The organism is Blastococcus sp. MG754426 (genome assembly GCF_021699055.1).
Taxonomy (GTDB): domain Bacteria; phylum Actinomycetota; class Actinomycetes; order Mycobacteriales; family Geodermatophilaceae; genus Blastococcus.
Genome location: NZ_SSXC01000005.1, coordinates 105387 through 125404, shown reverse-complemented (window position 1 = coordinate 125404; position 20018 = coordinate 105387). Strand labels below are relative to the sequence as shown.

14 protein-coding genes are annotated in these 20018 nt (G+C 74.9%); 5 read left to right on the top strand and 9 right to left on the bottom strand.

The annotated features are described in order from the left end of the window. The gene (locus E9549_RS04300; RefSeq protein ID WP_236825346.1) at positions 1–798 is read right to left on the bottom strand and encodes a MerR family transcriptional regulator; all 798 of its coding nucleotides are present in this window, start codon (positions 796–798) and stop codon (positions 1–3) included. 78 nt (positions 799–876) lie between these two features. On the opposite strand from E9549_RS04300, the gene E9549_RS04295 reads away from it, so the two are divergent. Continuing rightward, complete coding sequence (locus tag E9549_RS04295) at positions 877–1230, top strand: nuclear transport factor 2 family protein (protein ID WP_236825345.1); 354 nt, start codon at positions 877–879, stop codon at positions 1228–1230. A gap of 20 nt (positions 1231–1250) precedes the next feature. Here the strand turns inward: E9549_RS04295 and E9549_RS04290 are convergent, their stop codons facing one another. Next, complete coding sequence (locus E9549_RS04290) at positions 1251–1901, bottom strand: GntR family transcriptional regulator (RefSeq protein ID WP_236825344.1); 651 nt, start codon at positions 1899–1901, stop codon at positions 1251–1253. Between the two features lie 175 nt (positions 1902–2076). On the opposite strand from E9549_RS04290, the gene E9549_RS04285 reads away from it, so the two are divergent. After that, positions 2077–2820, top strand: coding sequence for an alpha/beta fold hydrolase (locus E9549_RS04285; RefSeq protein WP_236825343.1), 744 nt, complete (start codon positions 2077–2079; stop codon positions 2818–2820). A 2-nt stretch (positions 2821–2822) separates the two neighbouring features. Here E9549_RS04285 and E9549_RS04280 read toward each other — a convergent pair whose 3' ends face one another. The 3 genes from E9549_RS04280 to E9549_RS04270 are packed head-to-tail and all read right to left on the bottom strand — an operon-like array spanning position 2823 to position 7455. Further along, positions 2823–3833: an NAD(P)-dependent oxidoreductase gene (locus E9549_RS04280; RefSeq protein WP_236825342.1), complete on the bottom strand. Its 1011-nt coding sequence runs from the start codon at positions 3831–3833 to the stop codon at positions 2823–2825. Further along, positions 3830–6433, bottom strand: a complete 2604-nt coding sequence (locus E9549_RS04275; RefSeq protein WP_236825341.1) for an alpha/beta fold hydrolase — start codon at positions 6431–6433, stop codon at positions 3830–3832. Before E9549_RS04275 ends, E9549_RS04280 begins: the two co-directional genes overlap by 4 nt. Beyond that, positions 6430–7455, bottom strand: coding sequence for a 3-oxoacyl-ACP synthase III (locus E9549_RS04270; RefSeq protein ID WP_236825340.1), 1026 nt, complete (start codon positions 7453–7455; stop codon positions 6430–6432). Before E9549_RS04270 ends, E9549_RS04275 begins: the two co-directional genes overlap by 4 nt. A gap of 225 nt (positions 7456–7680) precedes the next feature. Between E9549_RS04270 and E9549_RS04265 the strand changes: the two genes are divergently transcribed. Further along, a complete protein-coding gene (locus tag E9549_RS04265; protein WP_236825339.1) occupies positions 7681–8502 on the top strand; it encodes an SRPBCC family protein in 822 nt (273 codons plus the stop codon). Positions 8503–8748: 246 nt separating this feature from the next. On the opposite strand, the gene E9549_RS04260 is transcribed toward E9549_RS04265, so the two are convergent. From E9549_RS04260 to E9549_RS04250, 3 genes are all read right to left on the bottom strand, one after another. Continuing rightward, a complete protein-coding gene (locus tag E9549_RS04260; protein ID WP_236825338.1) occupies positions 8749–10044 on the bottom strand; it encodes an acyl-CoA dehydrogenase family protein in 1296 nt (431 codons plus the stop codon). Between the two features lie 170 nt (positions 10045–10214). Beyond that, positions 10215–12086, bottom strand: a complete 1872-nt coding sequence (locus tag E9549_RS04255) for a BCCT family transporter (protein WP_236825337.1) — start codon at positions 12084–12086, stop codon at positions 10215–10217. A gap of 324 nt (positions 12087–12410) precedes the next feature. Further along, positions 12411–13694: a glutaminase gene (locus E9549_RS04250; protein WP_236825336.1), complete on the bottom strand. Its 1284-nt coding sequence runs from the start codon at positions 13692–13694 to the stop codon at positions 12411–12413. Between the two features lie 311 nt (positions 13695–14005). Between E9549_RS04250 and E9549_RS04245 the strand changes: the two genes are divergently transcribed. Then, entirely contained in the window at positions 14006–15076 is a 1071-nt protein-coding gene (locus E9549_RS04245; RefSeq protein ID WP_236825335.1) for an alpha/beta fold hydrolase, read from the top strand. 30 nt (positions 15077–15106) lie between these two features. Here the strand turns inward: E9549_RS04245 and E9549_RS04240 are convergent, their stop codons facing one another. Beyond that, complete coding sequence (locus E9549_RS04240) at positions 15107–18448, bottom strand: BTAD domain-containing putative transcriptional regulator (RefSeq protein ID WP_236825334.1); 3342 nt, start codon at positions 18446–18448, stop codon at positions 15107–15109. A 516-nt stretch (positions 18449–18964) separates the two neighbouring features. Here E9549_RS04240 and E9549_RS04235 point away from each other — a divergent pair. After that, a complete protein-coding gene (locus E9549_RS04235) occupies positions 18965–19465 on the top strand; it encodes a MarR family winged helix-turn-helix transcriptional regulator (protein ID WP_236825333.1) in 501 nt (166 codons plus the stop codon). The last annotated feature ends 553 nt before the right edge of the window (positions 19466–20018 follow it).

The window sequence follows — 20018 nt, the reverse complement described above, 5'->3', positions numbered from 1 at the left end:
TCAGCCCGGCCCCACGTGGAAGACCGGCCAGCCGATCTCGGTCCGCCACGCCGACGGGTCGGCCGTGTCGCGCGGGCCCACGGGGTAGCGCTCCCGCACCGGCCCGGCCACCGCCAGCGCGTTGGCCACCACCCAGGCGCCCAGCTCGCCGTAGGTGACGTCGATGTCGTCGTGCGGGCCGACGTGGGTGGTCACGGCGAGCTCCACGGCCGGCGGGGTCACCGGGTGCACCCGTCCGCGGCGCGGCGGGTGGGCGGTCGGCCGGTACACGAGCAGGTGGCCGCGGCCGTGCTCGAACAGGGCGTTGTCGCAGAGCGTCCCGGGGGCGCCGGCCGGCTCCCGGACCACGGCGTCGAGCTCGGCCATGGCGCCGGCGTACCAGGTGAGGACCTCGTCGTGCGCCACCTCGTCCTCCACGGCGGCCACCGTCGCCTGCGGCACGGTGCGCAGCTCGACCCGCAGCGGGGCAGGCTCGGGCTGCAGCAGCCGGCGCAGCGAGGCGACAGCGGCCCGCGTCCGCTCGAGCTCCGACTCCAGCCGCTGCAGGTGGTCGGCCACCAGCGCGGCACGGGTACCGGGGTCGGGGGAGCGGAGGATGCGCCGCACATCGGGCAGGGGGACGTCGAGCTCGCGGAGCCGGTGGATGACCTGGGCGGCCGGGATCTGCCCGGCGGTGTAGTGGCGGTAGCCGGTGGTGTGGTCGACGGTCGCCGGCTCGAGCAGGCCCGCGTCGTGGTACCGCCGCAGCGTGCGCACGCTGAGGTGGGTCAGCCGGGAGAACTCACCGATCGACAGCACGGGAGCACTCTGCACCCTCTCCCCGGGGGAGGGTCCAGTGCTTGACCCTCCCGCGCCGGGAAGCCGCAGGGTCGGGCCATGAGCACCCAGGCCAGCATCCGACCCGACCAGCTCCCGGCCCCGATCCGGAGCTACCTCGCCGCGCACGCGGCCCGCGACGCGGACACCGCGCTGCGGGCCTTCGCGCCCGGCGCCGTCGTCGTCGACGAGGGGACGACCTACCGGGGGACCGAGGAGATCCGCGGCTTCCTCTCCCACGCCGGCGCCGCGTTCAGCTACACCACCGAGCTCGTCGGGGCCGAACGGGCCGGCGACGGCCGCTGGGTCGCGGTCAACCACCTGGAAGGCGACTTCCCCGGGGGCGTCGCCGACCTCCGGTACCGGTTCGTGATGGACGGCGACCGCATCGCGGAGCTCGTCATCGCGCCGTGACGACGACGCGCCCCCGGCGGTCAGCCCTCGTCGCTCGGCAGGCTGTGCCAGGTGTCGTAGGCGACGGCGGCTGCGCCGTCGACGTCGCCGGCGGCGCACAGCCGGATGAGCTCCTCGTGCCGGGTGGCGGAGGCCCGGCCGCGGAGGGAGCCGAACCGCAGCCGCTCCGCGCGGCGCACCGTCGGCGTGAACTGCTCGAGCACCGTCTCCAGCGCGCGGTTGCCCGCGATGCGCACGGGGACGCCGTGCAGCTCGTCGTCGGCCAGCAGCGCCTGCTCGACGTCCCCGGCGTCGACGGCCGCGGCGAACCGGCGGTTGGCCTCCCGCATGGCGGTGAGGTCCGCCTCCACCAGCGCGGGGACGGCCTCGCGGACCGCGAGCTCGTGCATCGCGGCGACGACGTCCCGGGCATCGCGGACACCGCGGGCGTCGAGGGTGGTCACGACCGTCGAGCGCCCGGGCTGGGTGTGGACGAGGCCGGAGTGCGCGAGCCGGAGGAGCGCCTCGCGGACCGGGGTCCGGCTGACGCCCAGCCACGTCGCGAGCTCCAGGTCCCGTAGCTGCTCGCCGGGGGCGAACGTGCCGTCGACGATGGCGTCGCGCAGGCGGCGGTGGACGTCGTCGCGCAGCAGGCCGCGGTCGACGCCGGGGCCGGTCGAGGGGATCGGCACGGGGGGTCCTCCTGCGGGTGTCCGGGCGGAACGGGAAAGTGCGCGGCGGTGCCTTCCCGGCACGGCTGGCGGCATGCGATATATCGCATACCGGAGGCGTTGGCGGGGGAGCGCACGCGGTGGTGCGACCGCACGGGCGACGAGGCGTCGTCCACCGACCGAGAGGGAGAGATCGATGACCAGCAGCACGTCCGGGAGCCGCACCGCCACGCCCACGGTGGTGCTCGTCCACGGGGCCTTCGCCGACTCGTCGAGCTGGAACGGCGTGGTGGCCCGGCTCCGGCGGGACGGCTATCCCGTGGTCGGGGTCGCCAACCCCCTCCGCTCGCTGCACGGCGACGCCGCGCTGCTGCGCGACGTCCTGGACAGCATCGACGGCCCGGTCGTGGTGGCCGGCCACTCCTACGGGGGCAGCGTGATGAGCGAGGCCGCCGAGGGGCACCCGCGGGTGACGGCGCTGGTGTTCGTCGCCAGCTTCCTGCTCGACGAGGGCGAGAGCACCGGCGAGCTGGCCGGGAGGTACCCGGGCAACGAGCTCGGCGCGGCGCTGCGCCCGGTGGCCGTGCGGGGGCCCGAGGGGGAGACCGCGGAGGACCTGTACATCGAGCAGGAGAAGTTCCACGCGATCTTCGCCGCCGACGTGCCGGCGGACGTCGCCGAGCTCATGGCCGTCACGCAGCGGCCGATCATCGCCGACGCGCTGGCGGGCAAGGCGACGAAGGCGGCCTGGAAGACCATCCCGTCCTGGACCCTCCTCACGCTCCAGGACCTGGCCGTCCCGGCCGAGGCGCAGCGCTTCATGGCCGAGCGCGCCTCGTCGTCCGTCGTCGAGGTGGACGCCTCGCACGCCGTCACGGTCTCCCGGCCCGACGTCGTCGCCCGGCTGATCGACGAGGCCGCCCGCGCGACGGCCGCCTGACGTCAGGGCGCCCCGCGACGGCGGAGGTCCCCGGCCGGCGACCGGGGACCTCCGCCGTACCAGGCGGCCAGCCGCGCGAAGCCCTCGTCGAGGCCGACCTCCGGCCGCCAGCCGAGTGCCGTGCGGGTCCGCCGCTGGTCGAACCAGTGCGCGGTGGTCAGCTGCTCGGTGAGGAAGCGGGTCAGGGGAGGGGTCGACCTGCGGCCGCTCGCCGCCCAGACGCCGTCCACGGCGGCGCCGGCCAGCCACGCCGCATGCGTCGGCACCCGTCCCCGTGGCCCGGGAGCACCCGCGGCAGCGCACAGCCGGCGGAGGATCTCGTCGACCGTCCGGGGCTCGCCGTTGGAGACGACCAGCGCCTCCCCGTGGACGGGCCCGCAGGCGTCGACAGCGGCCACGAGGGCGGCAGCGGCGTTGTCGATGTACGTGGTGTCGATGAGCGCGGCGCCCGTGCCGATGACCGGGAGCCGGCGGGCCCTCGCCCGGGCGACGATCCGCGCCACCAGCTGCTCGTCGCCGGGGCCCCACACCAGGTGGGGGCGCACGACGAGCACCGCGAGCCCCGCCGAGTCCGCAGCCAGCGCCTCCAGCTCGGCCACGGCCTTGGACCGCGAGTAGGACCCCCGCGCCCGCGCCGGGTCGGCGACGCCGGCCGCCGCCCCGGACAGCGGGGCCCCGGCGTGCGCGACGGAGGGGGAGGACACGTGCACGAGCCGCTCGACGCCGCCCGCGGTGCAGGCGGCGAGGACGTTCCTGGTCCCCTCGATGTTGGCCCGCGCGTACTCCTCCCACCGGCCGGTGACGTCGACCTTCGCGGCGAGGTGGACCACGGCGTCCTGCCCGGCGGTCGCCCGCGCCACCGCGGCCGGGTCGGCGACGTCCCCGAGCACCTCGGCGCAGGGCAGGCCGGCAGGGCGGCGCTGCAGCACCGTCACCTCGTCGCCGCGGGCCAGGAGGCGCTGGGCGGTGACCCGGCCGAGCAGCCCGCTGGCGCCGGTGACCAGGACCCTCACGCCGTGCCGCGGCGGGCGGCCCACCGGACCGGCGTCCCGGAGAGCAGCCGGCTCGCGCGCCGGGCGAGCGCCGCCCGGTCCACCTTCGACTGGTGCCTGATGTCCACGGGGAGGGCGTCGGTCACGAGGACGGCGGCGACGTCGACCCCGGCCGAGCGGCGCACCTCGTCCGCGAGCCCGGGAGGTGCCACGGTCAGCCGTCCCCGCCGGGCCGGCACGGGAGGGCGCCGCTTCCCGGCGGCGGTGGAAGGCACGACGACGGCCACGGCGACCTGGACACCCACCGGGCCGACGCCGATGACCGCGGCGGCGGAGACGGCGGCCAGGCCCTCGATCCGCTGCTCCGGTCCCACGGGTGTCACCGGGCCGTCCGCGGCGGTGACCACGTGCGCCAACCGGCCCTCGACCCACAGCCGTCCGTCGCCGTCGAGGTGCCCGACGTCCCCGGTGCGGTGCCATCCCGGGTCACGGCCGGCGGCCCGCTCGGTGGCCCACAGCGCGTCGTAGCGGTCCTTAACGTGCGGGGCGCGGACGCAGATCTCGCCGGTCACGCCGGGGGAGCCGGTGAGGGCCCCGTCCGCGGCGCCGAGCGGGGAGAGCGGGCTGATCCGGACCTCCACCCCGGGCACCGGGCGGCCGACGCAGACGCCGTTCCCGGGGCCCGCGGCCTCGACCTCGTCGAAGGAGACGTCGGTGACCGGGAGCGCCTCGGTCATGCCGTAGGGCGTGTGCGGCTCCGCCGCCGGGAAGGTCTCGCGCAGGGCGCGGAGCAGCGGCGGCGGCACGGGCGCCCCGGCCGACATGAGCAGCCGGATCCGGCGCAGCGCGGTCCGCTGCTCGCCGGTCAGCTCGCCGGCGGTCGCGGCCACCCGGCGCAGGGCGGCCGGGGCCGCGAACACCACGGTGGCATCGACCGCGGCCGCCGCGTCCGCCAGCTTGCCCGCGGTGAGCGTGCCCGGCGCCGTGACGTCGACGTCGGGCACCGACGAGGCGATCCCGAGGCCGGGGCCGAGGATGGAGAAGGGGGCGAACGCGGCCACCAGCGAGTCGTCCGGTGCGAGCCGGTAGGCAGCCCGGACGAGCTCCAGCTGGGCGCCGACCTGGCGCTGGGTGTAGACCACGCCCTTGGCCGGGCCGGTGGCCCCGGAGGTGAAGACGACGGCGCAGTCGGCATCCGGCGGGCACTCCGGCGGCGCGGGCGACGACCGGCCCAGCGCCTCCAGCGACGCCAGGTCGTGCTCCACCGCGAGGGCACGGCGGACCGGGGCCGTGGCCCGGCCGGCCAGGATGCGCGTCCCCGGCAGACCCATCGCCCGCGCGGCGGCCAGGCCCGCGGCGCTGCCGAGGACGTGGTCCGGTGCGGCGCCGCGCAGTGCCCGCCGCATCCCCCGCAGGCCGAGGCCCTTGTCGGCGACGACGATGACGGCGCCTGCGCGCCACGTGGCGTAGACCGCGGCCGTCAGGTCGGCCGAGGGCTCCAGCAGCAGCGCCACCCGGTTCCCCGGACCGACCCCGGACGCGGCCAGGCCGGCGGCGATGTCCGCGACCCGGCGGGACAGCCGGGCCCAGGAGACCGAACCGCCCCCGGTCTCCACGATCGCCGGGGAGTCGTCGTCCGAGCGGGCGGTCAGCGCCGACCAGGGCCGCGCCGGCGGCTCCGCCGGGGTGGCACGCCCGGCCGCGGCCGGGGCGTCCGGCGCGGAGAACGTGTCGGACACCCAGGTGGCGACCGCCTCGGCGTACTGGGGGGCGTCCTCGGGGAGGAGGTGGGAGGCGCCCTCGTAGCGGTGCACCGCCGCCCGGGGCAGCCGCTCGCGCAGGTCGGCCAGGTACCGCTCGCCGAAGACCGGGTCCCTCGGGCCCCACAGGAGCAGCGCGGGGACGTCGAGCGTGCGGATGCCCTCGGCGATCGCCTCCTGCGCCGTGCGGGAGGGGTGGCCGGGCCGGAAGGGGATGTCGGCGACGAACTCGCCGACGGCCCGGCGCTGCGCGGCCGAGGGGTAGGGCTGCGCGTAGGCCCGGCGGACCTCCCGGGGCAGCGGCGGCCACGACAGCGCCGTCGCGCCGCGGACGAACACCGAGCTGCCCACGGTGACGGCGGCGCGCAGGCCGGGTGCGTGCGCCAGCCGGATCAGCGCCGGTCCCAGGTCGCCCTCGGGCATGGCGACGGCGGTGTTGGTGAGGACGACGCCCCGCACGTCGGACCGGTGCTCCAGGGCCCACCCGAGCGAGATGATGCCGCCCCAGTCGTGGGCGACCGTCACGACCGGTCCGCTGATCGCCATCGCCGCGGTGAGGTCCCCGAGATCGGCCACCCGCCGGGTCAGCGTGCGCGGTCCGGCCGGCCGTGCGGACCAGCCCATCCCGAGCTGGTCGGGCGCGACGACGCGCCACCCGGGCGGGGCGGTCGCGAGGAGACGGCGCCACAGGTAGGACCAGGTCGGGTTGCCGTGGACGCAGAGCAGGGTGCCCACCGGATCGGCGACGCCGTTGTCGAGCACGTGCCAGCGGTGCTTCTCGCCGTCCGCACCGGGGACGGTGACCCACCGCGACCAGGACGGGTCCAGACCGGGCAGCCCGGCCGGCGCTGCGGGTGTCACCAGGCGATCTCCAGGCAGCAGGCGTTCAGGCCCGAGCCGATCCCCATGAGCAGCACGCGCTCCCCGTCGGTGAGCGAGTCCGCCTCGCCCGCCAATGTGAACGGCACCGACGCCGGGCCCAGGTTGCCGCGGGTCGGGAAGGTGGTGGGCACCCGCGCCCGGTCGATGCCGAACCGGTCGCAGAGCGCGCCGGTGTGCACCTTGGAGACCTGGTGGATGACGTACCGGTCCATGCCCTGCGCCCAGTCGAACTCCTCGGCCGCGTCCGCCCAGAGCTCGCCGGACAGGGTGAGGCCGGCGGCGAGGAGCCCCTTGAGGTCGGTCTGCATGCCGTCGTTGTCGCCGGTGCAGAGCTGGTGGTGCTCGGTGCCCGCCCGGCTCACCGACCCGACCATCCGGTGGCCCTCGGGGTGCCGGTCGGCCCGGCCGAGGACCATGGCGACGGCGCCCGAGCCGAGGGTGAGGGTGGCGAAGTGGCCCATCACGTCCTTGGCCACGGTGTCCGGCCGGTTGAGCAGGTCGATGGTGCGCTCCTGGACGGGACGGGAGTCCTCCCCGTTCACCACGAGCGCGTAGTCGACCATCCCGACGTCGATCATCGCCGCGGCCAGCTCCATGCCGTTGACGAAGCCCAGGCAGGCGTTGGTCACGTCGAAGTTCTGGCAGGAGCTGGGCAGCCCGAGGGCGTCGTGGACCGCGACGGCCGTGGACGGCTCGAGGTGCTTGCGGCTGACCGACGTGTTGACCATCAGGCCGATGTGCGCCGGGTCCACGCCGCTCTCGCTGATCGCCTTGGCGCCGGCGGTGGCGGCGCCGTCGACGAACGAGACGCCGTCGGCCCACCAGCGACGCTCCTCGATGCCCGCGAGGCGCTGCAGCAGACCGGGGCGGAGCCCGACGCGCTGGTAGGTGTCACCCAGCTGCTCGTCGAAGGCGGCCGAGGTGACGATCTGCGATGCGTCGACCGCCTGAACGGTGAGGATCGCGGTGTTGCTGTAGCGGTGTGTGGCGTTGCCGGTCATCAGGTCCACTCGTGAGGTGCGGGGCGGGCGGGCGCAGTCCGCGCGCACCACCCTCGTCCGGCGCGCTTACCCGCCGACGCGACAGGTATACCGGCCGGCCGGCCGGAACGGCCCGGTCGGCCCCGCGGCGACCGGGGAGAACGCCCGGGGACGCGCATCGGCGCCCGGCACCGCGGGTAGCGGGGAGGGCATCGAGAACAGCAGCCGACCGAAGAGGGATGAGCGATGACGACCAAGGCCGAGAAGTCGATCCAGGTGGACGTGCCCGTGACCACCGCCTACAACCAGTGGACCCAGTTCGAGGACTTCCCCCACTTCATGGGCGGGGTGAAGGAGGTGCGTCAGCACAGCGACCAGCGGCTGCACTGGGTGGCGGAGATCGCCGGGGTGCGGCGGGAGTGGGACGCCACCATCCTCGAGCAGGTCCCGGACCAGAAGATCGCCTGGGCCGCGACCGAGGGGGCGACGAACGCCGGGGCCGTCCGCTTCCAGCCGGTCGGCACGGGTTCCACCCTCGTGCACCTGACGCTGGAGTACGAGCCGGAGGGGCTCGTGGAGCAGGTCGGGGACAAGCTGAACCTCGTGCAGCGGCAGGTGGAGTCCGACCTGCAGCGCTTCAAGGCCCTCGTGGAGAGCGAGGGGTACGCCACGGGCGGCTGGCGAGGATCGATCAACCCCGGCGAGGACGTCGGCACCCCCGGTGCGAACGCCGCCTTCCCGTCCCGGGGGGACAGCGGCAAGGCCGGCGTGTCGGGCAAGGCGGTCGCCGCGGGCGCAGCCGCCGTGGCCGGGGTCGCGGCTGCCGCGGCCGGTGCCGCCGCGGCCGGGTCGTCGGGCAAGCACGAGGCGACGGAGCAGCCGCCGCGCACGGGCGGGACCGAGGACGTCGCCGTCGTCCCGCAGCCTCCGGTGATCGAGGTGCGGGACGAGGTGGTGGTCGACGAGTCCGACGCCGGTCGCTACGCCACGAGGACGTCGACGGAGGGTGCCGAGCGGGGCGCGGTGGACGCCGACGACGACCCCATGATCGGTGGCGGCAGCCGCTGATGCGCCCGGTCGGTCGGGGCTGCCCTCCGCAGACCCGACCGACCGTCACCGGGCCGGGCCGACACCGATCGCGTCGGCCCCCGTGCCGGCCACGACGTCCTCCTCCGGCAGCCGTGGGATCAACGCCCGCGCCGCGGCGGGGACGGGTCAAGGGGAAGGCCGGCCACCACCGGCGAGGGGCCCGGTCACGGAGGTGACCGGGCCCCTCGTGGTGGGCCCTGGGGCGTCCGGCGGCCGTCCGCCCGATCAGGGACCGGCGAAGACGCCCTCGCCGCGCGCCGCGGAGCGACCGGGGGCCGGCTCGGTGTAGCGGCCGGCCTCGTTGCGGGCGACGACGAAGTGGTGCACCTCGTCGGGCCCGTCGGCCAGGCGGAGGGTGCGCTGGCTGGTGTACATGTCGGCCAGCGGCGTCCACTGCGAGACCCCGGCGGCACCGTGGATCTGGATGGCCTGGTCGATGATCTGGCAGACCTTCTCCGGCACCATCGCCTTCACCGCCGAGACGTAGACGCGGGCCTGGGAGTTGCCGAGCACGTCCATCGCCTTGGCGGCCTTGAGCACCATCAGCCGGCAGGCGTCGAGCTCGATCCGCGCCCGCGACACCGTCTCCATGTTCTTGCCCAGGTCCAGGATGGGCTTGCCGAACGCCTCCCGGAACTTGCCCCGGCGGATCATCAGCTCGAGGGCCTTCTCGCCCTGGCCGATGGCACGCATGCAGTGGTGGATGCGCCCGGGCCCGAGGCGCACCTGGCTGATCTCGAAACCACGGCCCTCGCCGAGGAGCATGTTCGAGACAGGCACCCGGACGTCGGTGAACCGGATGTGCATGTGGCCGTGCGGGGCGTCGTCGCGGCCGAACACCCGCATCGGGCCGAGCACCTCGACGCCGGGCGTGTCCATCGGCACGAGGATCTGGGACTGCTGCATGTGCGCCGGCGCGTCGGGGTTCGTCTGGCACATCACGATCATGATCTTGCAGCGGGGGTCCCCGGCGCCGGAGATGTAGAACTTCTCGCCGTCGAGGACGTACTCGTCGCCGTCGCGCACCGCCCGGAGCCGTACGTTCTTGGCATCGGAGCTCGCGACGTCGGGCTCGGTCATGGCGTAGGCCGACCGGATCTCTCCGTTGAGGAGCGGCTCGAGCCACCGGGCCTTCTGCTCGGGGGTGCCGACGCGCTCGAGCACCTCCATGTTGCCGGTGTCGGGAGCCGAGCAGTTCAGCGACTCGGAGCCGAGCGGGTACTTGCCGAGCTCGACGGCGATGTAGGCGTAGTCGAGGTTGGTCAGGCCGCCGACCTCGGAGTTGGGCAGGAAGAAGTTCCACAGCCCGGCCGCCTTGGCCTTGTCCTTGGCCGCCTCGAGGGCCTCGAGCTGACCCGGTGCGTACGACCACGGGTCGGGGCGCCCCTCGCCGAGGCGGAAGAACTCCTCCTGCATCGGGGCGACCACGTCCTCGAGGAATCGGACGACGCGGTCGAACAGCGGCCGGGCCTCCTCGCTCATGCGCAGGTCGAACAGCTCCGTCGGTTCAGCGGTCTGCATCCGGTGTCCCTCTCTGCTGGTCCGCGCGGCGGCAGGGCCGTCCCCACCGGCGTGCGGCGAGGAGCGCGATGACGTGGCCCCGGGTAGGGCGGGACCTGGAGCGTGGCACAGCGGTGGTCGGCCGCTCGAACCGGATCGGACGTGTCGCCGTCCGCCGACCCCTGCACCGCCTACTCCCGGCCGTCGGTGCTGCGCCGATCCGGGACGGGCGAGTCCACGTCGTCGAGCGTCCGGCCCGCTGTTCCCGACCGGTGCTCGGCCGTTCGCGTCGGTGCGGACCCGGCCACCGGGCCGCGGTCACCTCCGTCACCGGCCTCGTCCGCGTGCTCCACCGACAGCACGAAGTCGTCACCGTGCCGGGTCAGGCCGTCGATGACGGCCTGCCGCACCGCCTCGAGGGCGACCGTCCGGCGCATCATCGCCGGATCGCTGCGCAGGTCCTTGGCCAGGGACACCATCAGCACGGCGATGACGACGGCGAACGGCACCGCTCCGATGATCGTCAGGTTCTGCAGGCCCTGGAGCGCCTCGTCGCCGCCGGCGAGCATCATCACGGCCGCGACGGAACCGGTCAGCACGCCCCAGAAGATGACCACCCGCGAGCGGGGCTCTCGGGTGCCGCGCTCGGACAGCGACGCCATCACCACGGACGCCGAGTCGGCCCCGGTGATGAAGAAGATCGAGATCAGCAGCATGACGAGGACCGTGGCGATGGCGGACAGCGGCAACCCCTCGAGCAGCCCGAAGAGCTGCGCCTCCGTGGAGGACTGCCCGGCGAGCTCACCCCCGGTCCGCTGCACGTCGATCGCCGCGCCGCCGAAGATCGCGAACCAGAGGACGCTGACCGCGCTCGGCACGAGCAGTACCCCGGTGACGAACTGGCGGATCGTGCGTCCGCGGCTGATGCGGGCGATGAAGATGCCGACGAAGGGTGTCCAGGAGATCCACCACGCCCAGTAGAAGACCGTCCACCCGGACAACCAGGTCGCCATGGCGTCTCCGCCGACGGCTTCCGTGCGCGCCGCCATGTCGGCGAGCTGGTCGAAGTAGGCGCCGAGCGCCGTCGGGATCGCGTTGAGGATGAAGACGGTCGGGCCGAGCACGAACACGAACAGGGCCAGGGTGAAGGCCAGGACCACGTTGATGTTCGACAGGTACTGGATGCCCTTCGCGATGCCCGAGAACGCCGAGACCACGAACGCCGCGGTCAGGATCGCGAGGATCGCCAGGATGATCGCGTTCCCGGCCTCGCCGACCCAGCCGACGATCTCCACCCCGCTGCCGATCTGCAGGGCACCGAAGCCCAGCGACGCCGCGGTGCCGAAGAGGGTGGCGATGACGGCGAGCGTGTCGATCACCTTCCCGGCCGGCCGGTCGGACACGTCGCGCCCGAACAGCGGGACGAACGCCGACGACAGCAGCTGCCTGCGGCCTCGCCGGTACACCCCGTAGCCGACGGCCAGGCCCATGAACGCGTAGATCGCCCACGGGTGCAGCGTCCAGTGGAACAGCGTGGTCGCCAGCGCGGTGCGCACGGCGTCGTCCGACCCGCCCTCGACGGTGCCCGGTGGGGGTTGCACGAAGTGCGCCAGGGGCTCGGCGACCCCGAAGAACATGAGGCCGATGCCCATCCCGGCGCTGAACATCATGGCGATCCAGCTGATGGTCCGGAACTCCGGCGCTTCGTCGTCCCGGCCCAGCGGGATGCGGCCGTACTTGCTCGCCCCCAGCCACAGGACGAAGACCACGATCGCCGTGGCGAGCAGGACGAAGAACCAGCCGATGTTGTGCACCACCCAGCTGAGGCCGGCGGTGGACGTGCTGCCGAGGCTGCTGGGGGACAGGAAACCCCAGCCGACCAGGACGAGGGCCACGACCGCGGCGACGCCGAAGACGCCCTTGTCCAGCCCGCGGGTGTCCTCCGCGACGTCCGCCGGGGGCTGGACGAGCGCGGGGTGCCGGCGAGGCGCTCCTCTCAGGCGCCGGGCGGTCGACCCGGCCGGGGATGGCCGGCTCCCGGGAGGTCCGTCGTTCTCGCTCATGGATGCGCGGCGCCGCCCTCGCGGCGCCCCTCCTCTCGCCGTCGACTCTCCCGCGGGCGACCTCCGCGGACGCGGGAGAAGGTGCGCTGCGACGCCGTCTCGCCGCCGCCGGACCGGGGGTGCTGCGGACCGACCCGACCGGGGTGCCCGCGCCGTGCCGGGAGCACACCTCGCCGCGTCGGCCATGGATCGAGCGAGCGACCTGATGGAGGTGCTCGATCCGGCAGAGCGAGTCGCCAGCACAGGCCGGGGGAGAGGCCGGGCTGACCGCTGGTCCGGCAACCGGTCCTGGCCTCGGGGCGGGGAACGCCCGGGGCTGCGAGGTCAGACCCGTTCGTGGCCCTCCAGCGGCGCGAGTGAGCTCCATCGTTCGGGGAGCCGCACGACCGCCTCCTCGGACAGCCGGAGGACCTGGTCCGGGTCGAGCAGCGCCACCTCGGCGCCGTCGAGCTGCAGGCGGCGGAGCATCTCCGTGAGCATCCGTCGAGCGACGTCGTTGACCGACGCCACCCGCCGGAGATCCAGGACGAACACCGCGGCGGGACTGCCGTCGGTCACCGTGCGCAGCACGCGTTCCGCGCTGCTGAACTGCAACGTGCCCTGCAGGCTGCACACGCGTGCGAGGCGGCCGTCCGGCCCGCGAAGCGTCCGGTCCCGTCGAACCGTCGACCGTGCCGGCTCCGGGGCCTGCATGATGTGCATCCCCATGTCGGCGGACATCCGGGTGCAGATCCGGACTCCCCGCGTGCTGTTGCCGTGGGAGTCCAGCCTCGGTGAGAAGGTGGCCAGACCGAGCTGCCCCGGCATCGCCCCCAGGATGCCTCCGGAGACGCCGCTCTTCGCCGGGAACCCGACCGTGGTCATCCAGTCCCCGGCGGCGTCGTACATGCCGCAGGTCATCATCACGCTCAGCACCTGCCGGGCCACCTCGGCCGGCACGACCTGCTTGCCGGTGGTCGGCTGCACACCACCCGCTGCGAGCGTGGCAGCCATGGACGCCAGGTCGGTCGCGGTCACCGAGATCGCGCACTGCTGGGTGTACCCGCGGACGACGTCCTGCGGCTCCTGGCGGATCACCCCGTAGGTGCGCAGCATGTTGGCGATGGCCAGGTTGCGGTAGGCCTGCGACATCTCCGACTCGTAGATGCTCCGGTCCACGTGCAGGTCACGGCCGGCGAAGTCCGACATCAGTCGCCGGACCCGCTCCACCCGGGTGCCGACGTCGTCCTCCGGGTCGCCCACCAGGGCGTGTGCCGTGAGCGCCCCGGCGTTGATCATGGGGTTCCGGGGGCGCCTGGACTCCCGTTCCAGCGAGAGCTCGTTGAACGCCTCCCCGCTGGGCTCCACGCCGATCCACCCCAGGACGTCGTCCAGCCCGCGCTCGGCCAGGGCCAGGGCGTAGACGAACGGCTTCGAGATCGACTGGATGGAGAACTCGGTGTCGGTGTCGCCCGCGCGGTAGAGCGTCCCGTCGATCGTCGACAGGCACACGGCGAGCCGGTCCGGGTCGGCTGACGCCAGCTCGGGGATGTAGCCCGCCAGGGCCCCCGCGTCGTCGCCGCAGGCGTCCAGGATCTCCCTCAGGTAGTCGGGCACCGGTGATCTCACTGGGTCCACCTCTCCTCGTCAGCGCAGTCGAGGACCATTCCACGTGGCGCGCCGCCGACACGTGCCTGGTGTCGCACGCCGGCTGCATGGCCGTGCGTGAGCGGCGGGCACGCCGGTTCGCCGGAGATGAGCGGAACTCCCACGGGCAGTGACCGTGACCGGCGGGTCACGCCCATCGCCGTCAGGAGCCCACCCCGGCGACCTCCGGACGGCTCCCGACGGTGACGCGCGCTCCAGAGCCGTGTCAGAGCGGTGTCAGAACCGGGAGACACGGTGGGGCTGCACCGACGAGAAGCCCCCCGGAGGTCCCGATGTCCGCACTGTCCACCGGTCGCATCCCCCGCGACGACCGTCCCGCTGCTCGGTCGCCGCGCCGCAGGTCCTGGCGGCGCCGGCTGCTGCGCGCAACCGCAGGCCTGGTGCTTGTCATCTGCGTGCTGGCCGCGTTCGGCGCCGGCGCGCAGGCCCTGGTGCAGCACCGCAACGCGTCCGAGCACCCGGCGCCGGGCCGGCTGGTCGACGTCGGCGACCACCGGCTGCACCTGCACGCCGAGGGGCCGCGCGGCACCGGCCCGACCGTCGTGCTGGAGGCGGGCATGGGCACGCCGTCGACGTCCTGGGCATGGGTGCAGCAGATGCTCACCTCCGACGTCCGCGTCGTGTCCTACGACCGGGCGGGGATCGGCTGGAGCGACGACCGCGACGGCCCGGTGGATCCGGCCGGCCAGGTCCGGGACCTGCGGACCGCACTGGACGCCGCGGGCGAGGAGGGTCCGTACGTGCTGGTCGGGCACTCGCTGGGCGGCCTGTTCGCCCGCACCTTCGCCGCGAGCTACCCGGAGGTGACGGCCGGGGTCGTGCTGGTGGACCCCTCGCACGAGGACCAGTACACCGACCTGCCGCCGGAGCTGCAGGCGACGGTGGACAGCGCGTCGACGGGCGCGCTCCTGATGAAGATCGCCTCGCGGGTGGGCATCACCCTGCTGTACAACCCGGCCGAGGCGTTGACCGCCGGGATGCCCGAGGAGGCCGCCGCGTCCTACGCCGCGTGGAGCGCCTCGCCGCGCGCCGCATCGGCGACGGCGGCCGAGTTCGCGGCCTTCGACGCGGTCGCCGACGGCGCCCGCGACCGGGACCTGGGCGACCTGCCGGTGCGGATCCTCAGCGGCGCCGACACCTCCGATGCCTCCGGCGACCCGTCGCAGGCCGCGCTGCTGGAGCGGCAGCTGAGCCTGCACGAGCAGCTCACCGAGCTGTCGTCCGACGCCCGCCGCACCGTGGTGCCCGGCGCCACGCACTTCACGGTGCTGACCGACCGGGGCCACGCAGCGACGGTGGCCGCCACGGTCCTCGACCTGGTGAACGAGGTCCGCGCGGGCTGAAGCCGGAGTCGACCCGGGGAGCCGGGCCGGTCAATGGGACCGGCCCGGTTCTGCGGTGTCCGCGTCCTGGCCGGGCCCGTGGTCGGTTGCCGCGGTGAGCTCGTCGAGCAGCCGCTCCACGGCGGGGGCCTCCGGTGCGGCGGGCTCACCGGTCGGGTTCCCGAGCATGATCCGGGCGCGGGCGGTTGCGTCCTCGACGTCGGCTGGGTCGTCCGGGGGGCCGCCGCCGCGGAGTGCGCGCGCGGCGGCCAGGACCCGCAGCACCTGCCGGGCGGCGGAGGTGTGCTCACCGGTCCCCTCGCCGTCCGTCCCGGTGGCCGGCAGGCCGGCGGCGGCGCCGACGGCGATCGCCTCGAGGACCGAGGCGACCAGCCGGGGGTCGCCGCCCGCCCGCGCGTGCTGCAGCGCCCCCCGGTGGAGCCGGCGCGCCCGCTCGACGTCACCGGTCAACCGCGCCACGGTGCCCAGTTCCCGCAGAGTGGCTGCGGCCCCGGTCGCTACACCGGCCCGGCGGTAGACGGCGAGGGCGGCCTCCTGCGCCGTGGCGGCCGCGGACAGCCGGCCGAGCCCGCGGGCAGCCAGCCCGGCGGTGTGCTCGGCCATCGCGGTCACCAGGGCGGAACCGACCTCGGCCGCGGTCGACCGTGCCTGTTCCGCGGCTGCGGCGGCCTCGGCGGCGTCGCCCCGGCGCAGGGCCAGCGAGGCGGCACGGGTGAGCAGCACCGCCTGCATCTCCCGGACGCCCAGCTCACCGGCCAGCGGCAGCGCCCGTTCCAGGATCCCGCCGGCCCGCTCGAGATCCCCGGCCGCCTCGGCCACGGTGTACAGGCCGTTGAGGCTCTGCACCTGTCCCCAGCGGTCACCGGCCTCGGCGAAGCGGTCCAGCGCTTCTGCGAGCAGGTCCCCGGCGGTGGCCAGGTCGCCGCGCTGGGCCGGCGGCAACGCGTCCAGGTAGTCCAACGTGGCCAGGCCGTGCCGGTCGTCTGCGGCGACGGCCACCCACCGGGTGGCAGTGCTGATCCGCTCGGCGGCCTCGGCGTCACCCGCGCCGCGGGCCAGCACCACGGCCAGGCAGCCACCGATCACCCGCTGCTCGGCGGTGCCCCCGTCCAGTGGGGGAAGCAGGTCGGCGATCCGGGGCCAGGACGCGGCCGGTCCCTCCGCGGCCGCGCCGAGGAAGGCGGCCCACAGCGTGGCGAGGGCGTTCTCGGGACCGGGGTCGGACCGTGCTGCCGCGGCGGCGGGCCGCAGCCAGCGCAGCGCCTCCTCGGGCTGTCCGGTGAGGTACCAGTACCAGCACAGGTCGGTGACCAGCCGGATGAACGGTGCTCGGTCGCCGGCGTCTGCCGACCAGGTCAGGGCGGCCCGGATGTTGGCCCGCTCCTCATCCAGCCGGCGGGCGGTCTCCAGCTGGTCGGCGCCGCGCAGCGCCGTCGTCGCCGGCGCGGCCAGCTCACCGACGTAGGAGACGAGGGCTGCGCGGGCCTCGTCCTGCTCGCCGCGTTCGGCCAGCCGGTCGGCGGCGAAGCGCCGGACGGTCTCCAGCAGCCGGTAGCGGGGAGCCCCGTCGGTCGACGCCTCGACGACGACGAGCGACTTGTCGACCAGCCGCGCCAGCAGGTCGGCGACCGGCTCTCCGGCCACCTCGTCGGTCCGCCCGAGGTCCGGGCGCGCGTCCGCGCCCACCCGCTCGGCGGCGGCCAGCCGCCAGCGGCCGCCGAGCACCGACAGCCGGGCCAGCAGGGTCCGCTCGGCGTCCTCGAGGAGGTCCCAGCTCCACCGCACGACGGCCAGCAGGGTCTGCCGCCGGCGGGGGACCCCTGTGCGAGAGGCCAGCAGCCGGAACCGGTCGTCGAGCCGCCGGGCCAGCTCGGTCACCCCGAGGGTGCGCACCTTCGCGGCGGCCAGCTCCAGGGCCAGCGGTAGCCCGTCGAGCTCCCGGCACACGGTGGCGACCGCGGGGGCGGTCGCCTCGTCCAGCGCGAAACCGGGTGCGGCTGCGGTGACGCGGTCGAGGAAGAGCTCCACCGCGGGGGAGCGGCGCAGGGCGTCTGCGTCGCCGGCGCCGTCCGGCGGACAGCCCAGCGGTGCGACGGAACGCATCTGTTCACCGGGCAGGCCCAGTGGCTCCCGGCTGGTGACCAGCAGCCGCAGTCCGGGGGCCGCCGCGAGCAGCTCCCCGGCCAGCTCGGCGACCGCCGCGACGAGGTGCTCGGCGTCGTCCCAGACGAGCAGCACCGGCCGCTCGGCGAGGGCGGAGACCAGCCGCGCCCGCGGGTCCGCGGTCCCGCCACCGACCGCCCGCTCGTCGGCCAGGCCCAGGGCGGCGGCGATCTCGCGCACCAGCTCGGCAGGGGAGCCGACGACGGAGAGGTCCACCCACCACGGGCCGTCACCGTCCCCACCGATCCGGTGGGCGACCTCCAGAGCCAGCCGGGACTTGCCGACGCCGCCCGGCCCGGTCAGCGTGACCAGCCGGCTGCCGGCCAGCAGGGCGCCCACCGCGTCGACCTCCTCGGCCCGGCCGACGATCGTCGTCAGCGGTGCCGGCAACCGTGCCGCGGGCGGCACCCGCGGGGCCGCGGGTCTCGGGCGCGCCGATGAGGTGCTCGTCAGCGCCGGGTCGTGGTGCAGGACCGCCTCGAAGGCGGCCCGCAGCTGCGGGCCGGGTGACACGCCGAGCTCCTCGTCGAGGAACCGGCGGGCGTGGTGGAAGGCGGCCAGCGCGTCGGCCTGCCGCCCGGCGGCGTACAGCGCCCGCACCAGCAGCGCCCGCAGCCGTTCCCGGGTCGGGTGCGCGGCGACCAGCGCCTGCAGCTCGGGCACCAGCCCGGTCGCGCCGTCGAGCGCCAGGTCGGCCTCGATCCGGTCCTCCAGGACGACGGCGCGCTCCTCTTCCCACCGGGCGACGGCGGCCGCGGCGAACTCCTCCCCGGCGAACTCCGCCAGCGGCGGACCGCGCCACAGGGACAGCGCGGCGCGGAACCGGTCGGCAGCGGCCGCGGGGTCGCCCGCGGCGAGGGCTTCCCGGCCCTGGCCGGCGAGGCGCGCGAACACTGTCGCGTCGACGTCGTCCGCGGCCAGGTCGAGCAGGTACCCGGGCGCGCGCCGGACCAGCACCCGCGCCGTCGCGCCGGCGGGCCGGGGCTCGAGGAGCCGCCGCAGCTGGGCGATCTTGGCCTGCACGGCGTTCGCCGGATCGCGGGGGGACTTCTCGCCCCACAGCACGTCGACGATCCGGTCGGCCGAGACGACCTCCCCGGCGTGCACGGCGAGCAGCGCCAGCAGGCGGCGCTGCTTGGCCCCGGGCACGGTCACCGGGGCGCCCGCGTCGTCGAGCACCTCCAGCGGTCCGAGCAGCAGCGCCCGCACCGGATCACGGTAGGCAGGGAACCGGTGGACCGGTCAAGGGGCATCGGGCCTGGAAGGTCCGACTGCCCGCAGCGCGAGACAAGATCGCCCCAGGTGTCCCGTCCGTCGAGCAGCGGAGCCGGGAGACCGACCACCAGGGCTGTGCAGCTGCCCAGGCACCATGCGGTGACCTGCGGAAACAGCGGAGCCTGGACAGGCCGCAGGGGGCGGTCGGGCGGCAACCACTCCGTGGTCACCGCGTACGTCGTCCCCCATGACGCGGGCGCCAGCGCGGTGACCGTGGTGAGCGCCCACACCCGGCGACCCCGGTCGTCCGGCGCTGCGCCCCCGACAGGGCCGGACCGGGTCGCGGAGGGCCGGACGGCCTCGGTCGGATGCGCGGACGTCGACATGCGGCACGCTCCCGTCATTCATCTCGCCATCAAGTATCTTGCTAGCAAGATACACGAGGAAATGTATCTTGGTTGCACGGGAGCTGCCGGGGTGTTGCCAGGGCATGAGGAAGAGGGGTCACACATGCCGGACAGGGACGGCGTCGACGAGATCGTCGAGCAGTGGCGGCGGGAGCGGCCGGAGCTCGACACCACCGCCATGGCGGTCTTCGGCCGGATCTACCGGGCGGCCAAGCGGGTCGGGGACGCGCAGGAGCAGGCCTACGCGGAGTTCGGGATCACCCGCGCAGACTTCGACGTGCTGGCGACGTTGCGCCGCGCCGGCACCCCCGACGGCATGTCACCGGGGCGGCTCACCAGTGCCCTGATGCTCACCAGCGGTGGGATGACCAGCCGGCTGGACCGGCTGGAGCGCGCCGGCCTGGTCGCCCGCCGACCGGATCCCGAGGACCGCCGCGCCCTGCTGGTGACGCTCACCCCGGCCGGGCGCGAGCTCATCGACCGGGCCGTCGTCGCCGGGCTGGAGGTCCAGCAGCGACTGCTCGGCGACCTCTCCGCCGACAAGCAGCGGCGGGTCGACGACCTGCTGCGCGAGCTGCTGTCCTCCGTGGAACGCCACGCCTGACGATCGGGCAGCGCCCGGCGTGCTGATGCCTGCGCAGCCACGCTGGGCCGGGGGAGAGGATGCGCTGGCGGCATCAGTGACAGGGAAGCTCCGGCTGCGCGCGAGCGGGAGGACGCCACGGCGCTGAACCTTTCCCCGCCCGGAGGAACGCGTGCGTCCGGCGATGTGGTCACGGTCCGGCCGGCATGTCCAGGACCGGCTGGTCGCAACGAAGCGGGTGCAGGTCCCGACAGTGGGCGATCGCTCACTTCGTGGTGTTCGAGGGGCGACACGCTACATGCGCACACGGCTGGGACCGCTGTGCCTCAGCCGGGTCGCCGATCTAGGACTCGTCGCAGAATGCCAGCGTTAGCCAGGCGTTTCTCGAGCAGTACGGCTGGGGGCTGGCGCAGGTCGTGGAACATCGCCCTGCCGGGACCGCATACCCCTGGTTCTGTCGTTCGCGCGGAGTCTCCAGTGGATCTCGTCGCAGTCGAGTGGCACGAGGCGAGCCCTTCACAGACCTCCTCTGGGAACGGCGGACCGGCCGGTGAGTCAATCTCGCGGGTCACCA

Excerpts from the sequence above, each read along its gene's own strand:
- E9549_RS04255 (WP_236825337.1), bottom strand. The coding sequence starts at position 12,086 with ATGAGCGAGAACGACGGACCTCCCGGGAGCCGGCCATCCCCGGCCGGG.
- E9549_RS04235 (WP_236825333.1), top strand. The coding sequence starts at position 18,965 with ATGCCGGACAGGGACGGCGTCGACGAGATCGTCGAGCAGTGGCGGCGG.
- E9549_RS04285 (WP_236825343.1), top strand. The coding sequence starts at position 2,077 with ATGACCAGCAGCACGTCCGGGAGCCGCACCGCCACGCCCACGGTGGTG.
- E9549_RS04265 (WP_236825339.1), top strand. The coding sequence starts at position 7,681 with ATGACGACCAAGGCCGAGAAGTCGATCCAGGTGGACGTGCCCGTGACC.
- E9549_RS04270 (WP_236825340.1), bottom strand. The coding sequence starts at position 7,455 with ATGACCGGCAACGCCACACACCGCTACAGCAACACCGCGATCCTCACC.
- E9549_RS04260 (WP_236825338.1), bottom strand. The coding sequence starts at position 10,044 with ATGCAGACCGCTGAACCGACGGAGCTGTTCGACCTGCGCATGAGCGAG.
- E9549_RS04295 (WP_236825345.1), top strand. The coding sequence starts at position 877 with ATGAGCACCCAGGCCAGCATCCGACCCGACCAGCTCCCGGCCCCGATC.
- E9549_RS04245 (WP_236825335.1), top strand. The coding sequence starts at position 14,006 with ATGTCCGCACTGTCCACCGGTCGCATCCCCCGCGACGACCGTCCCGCT.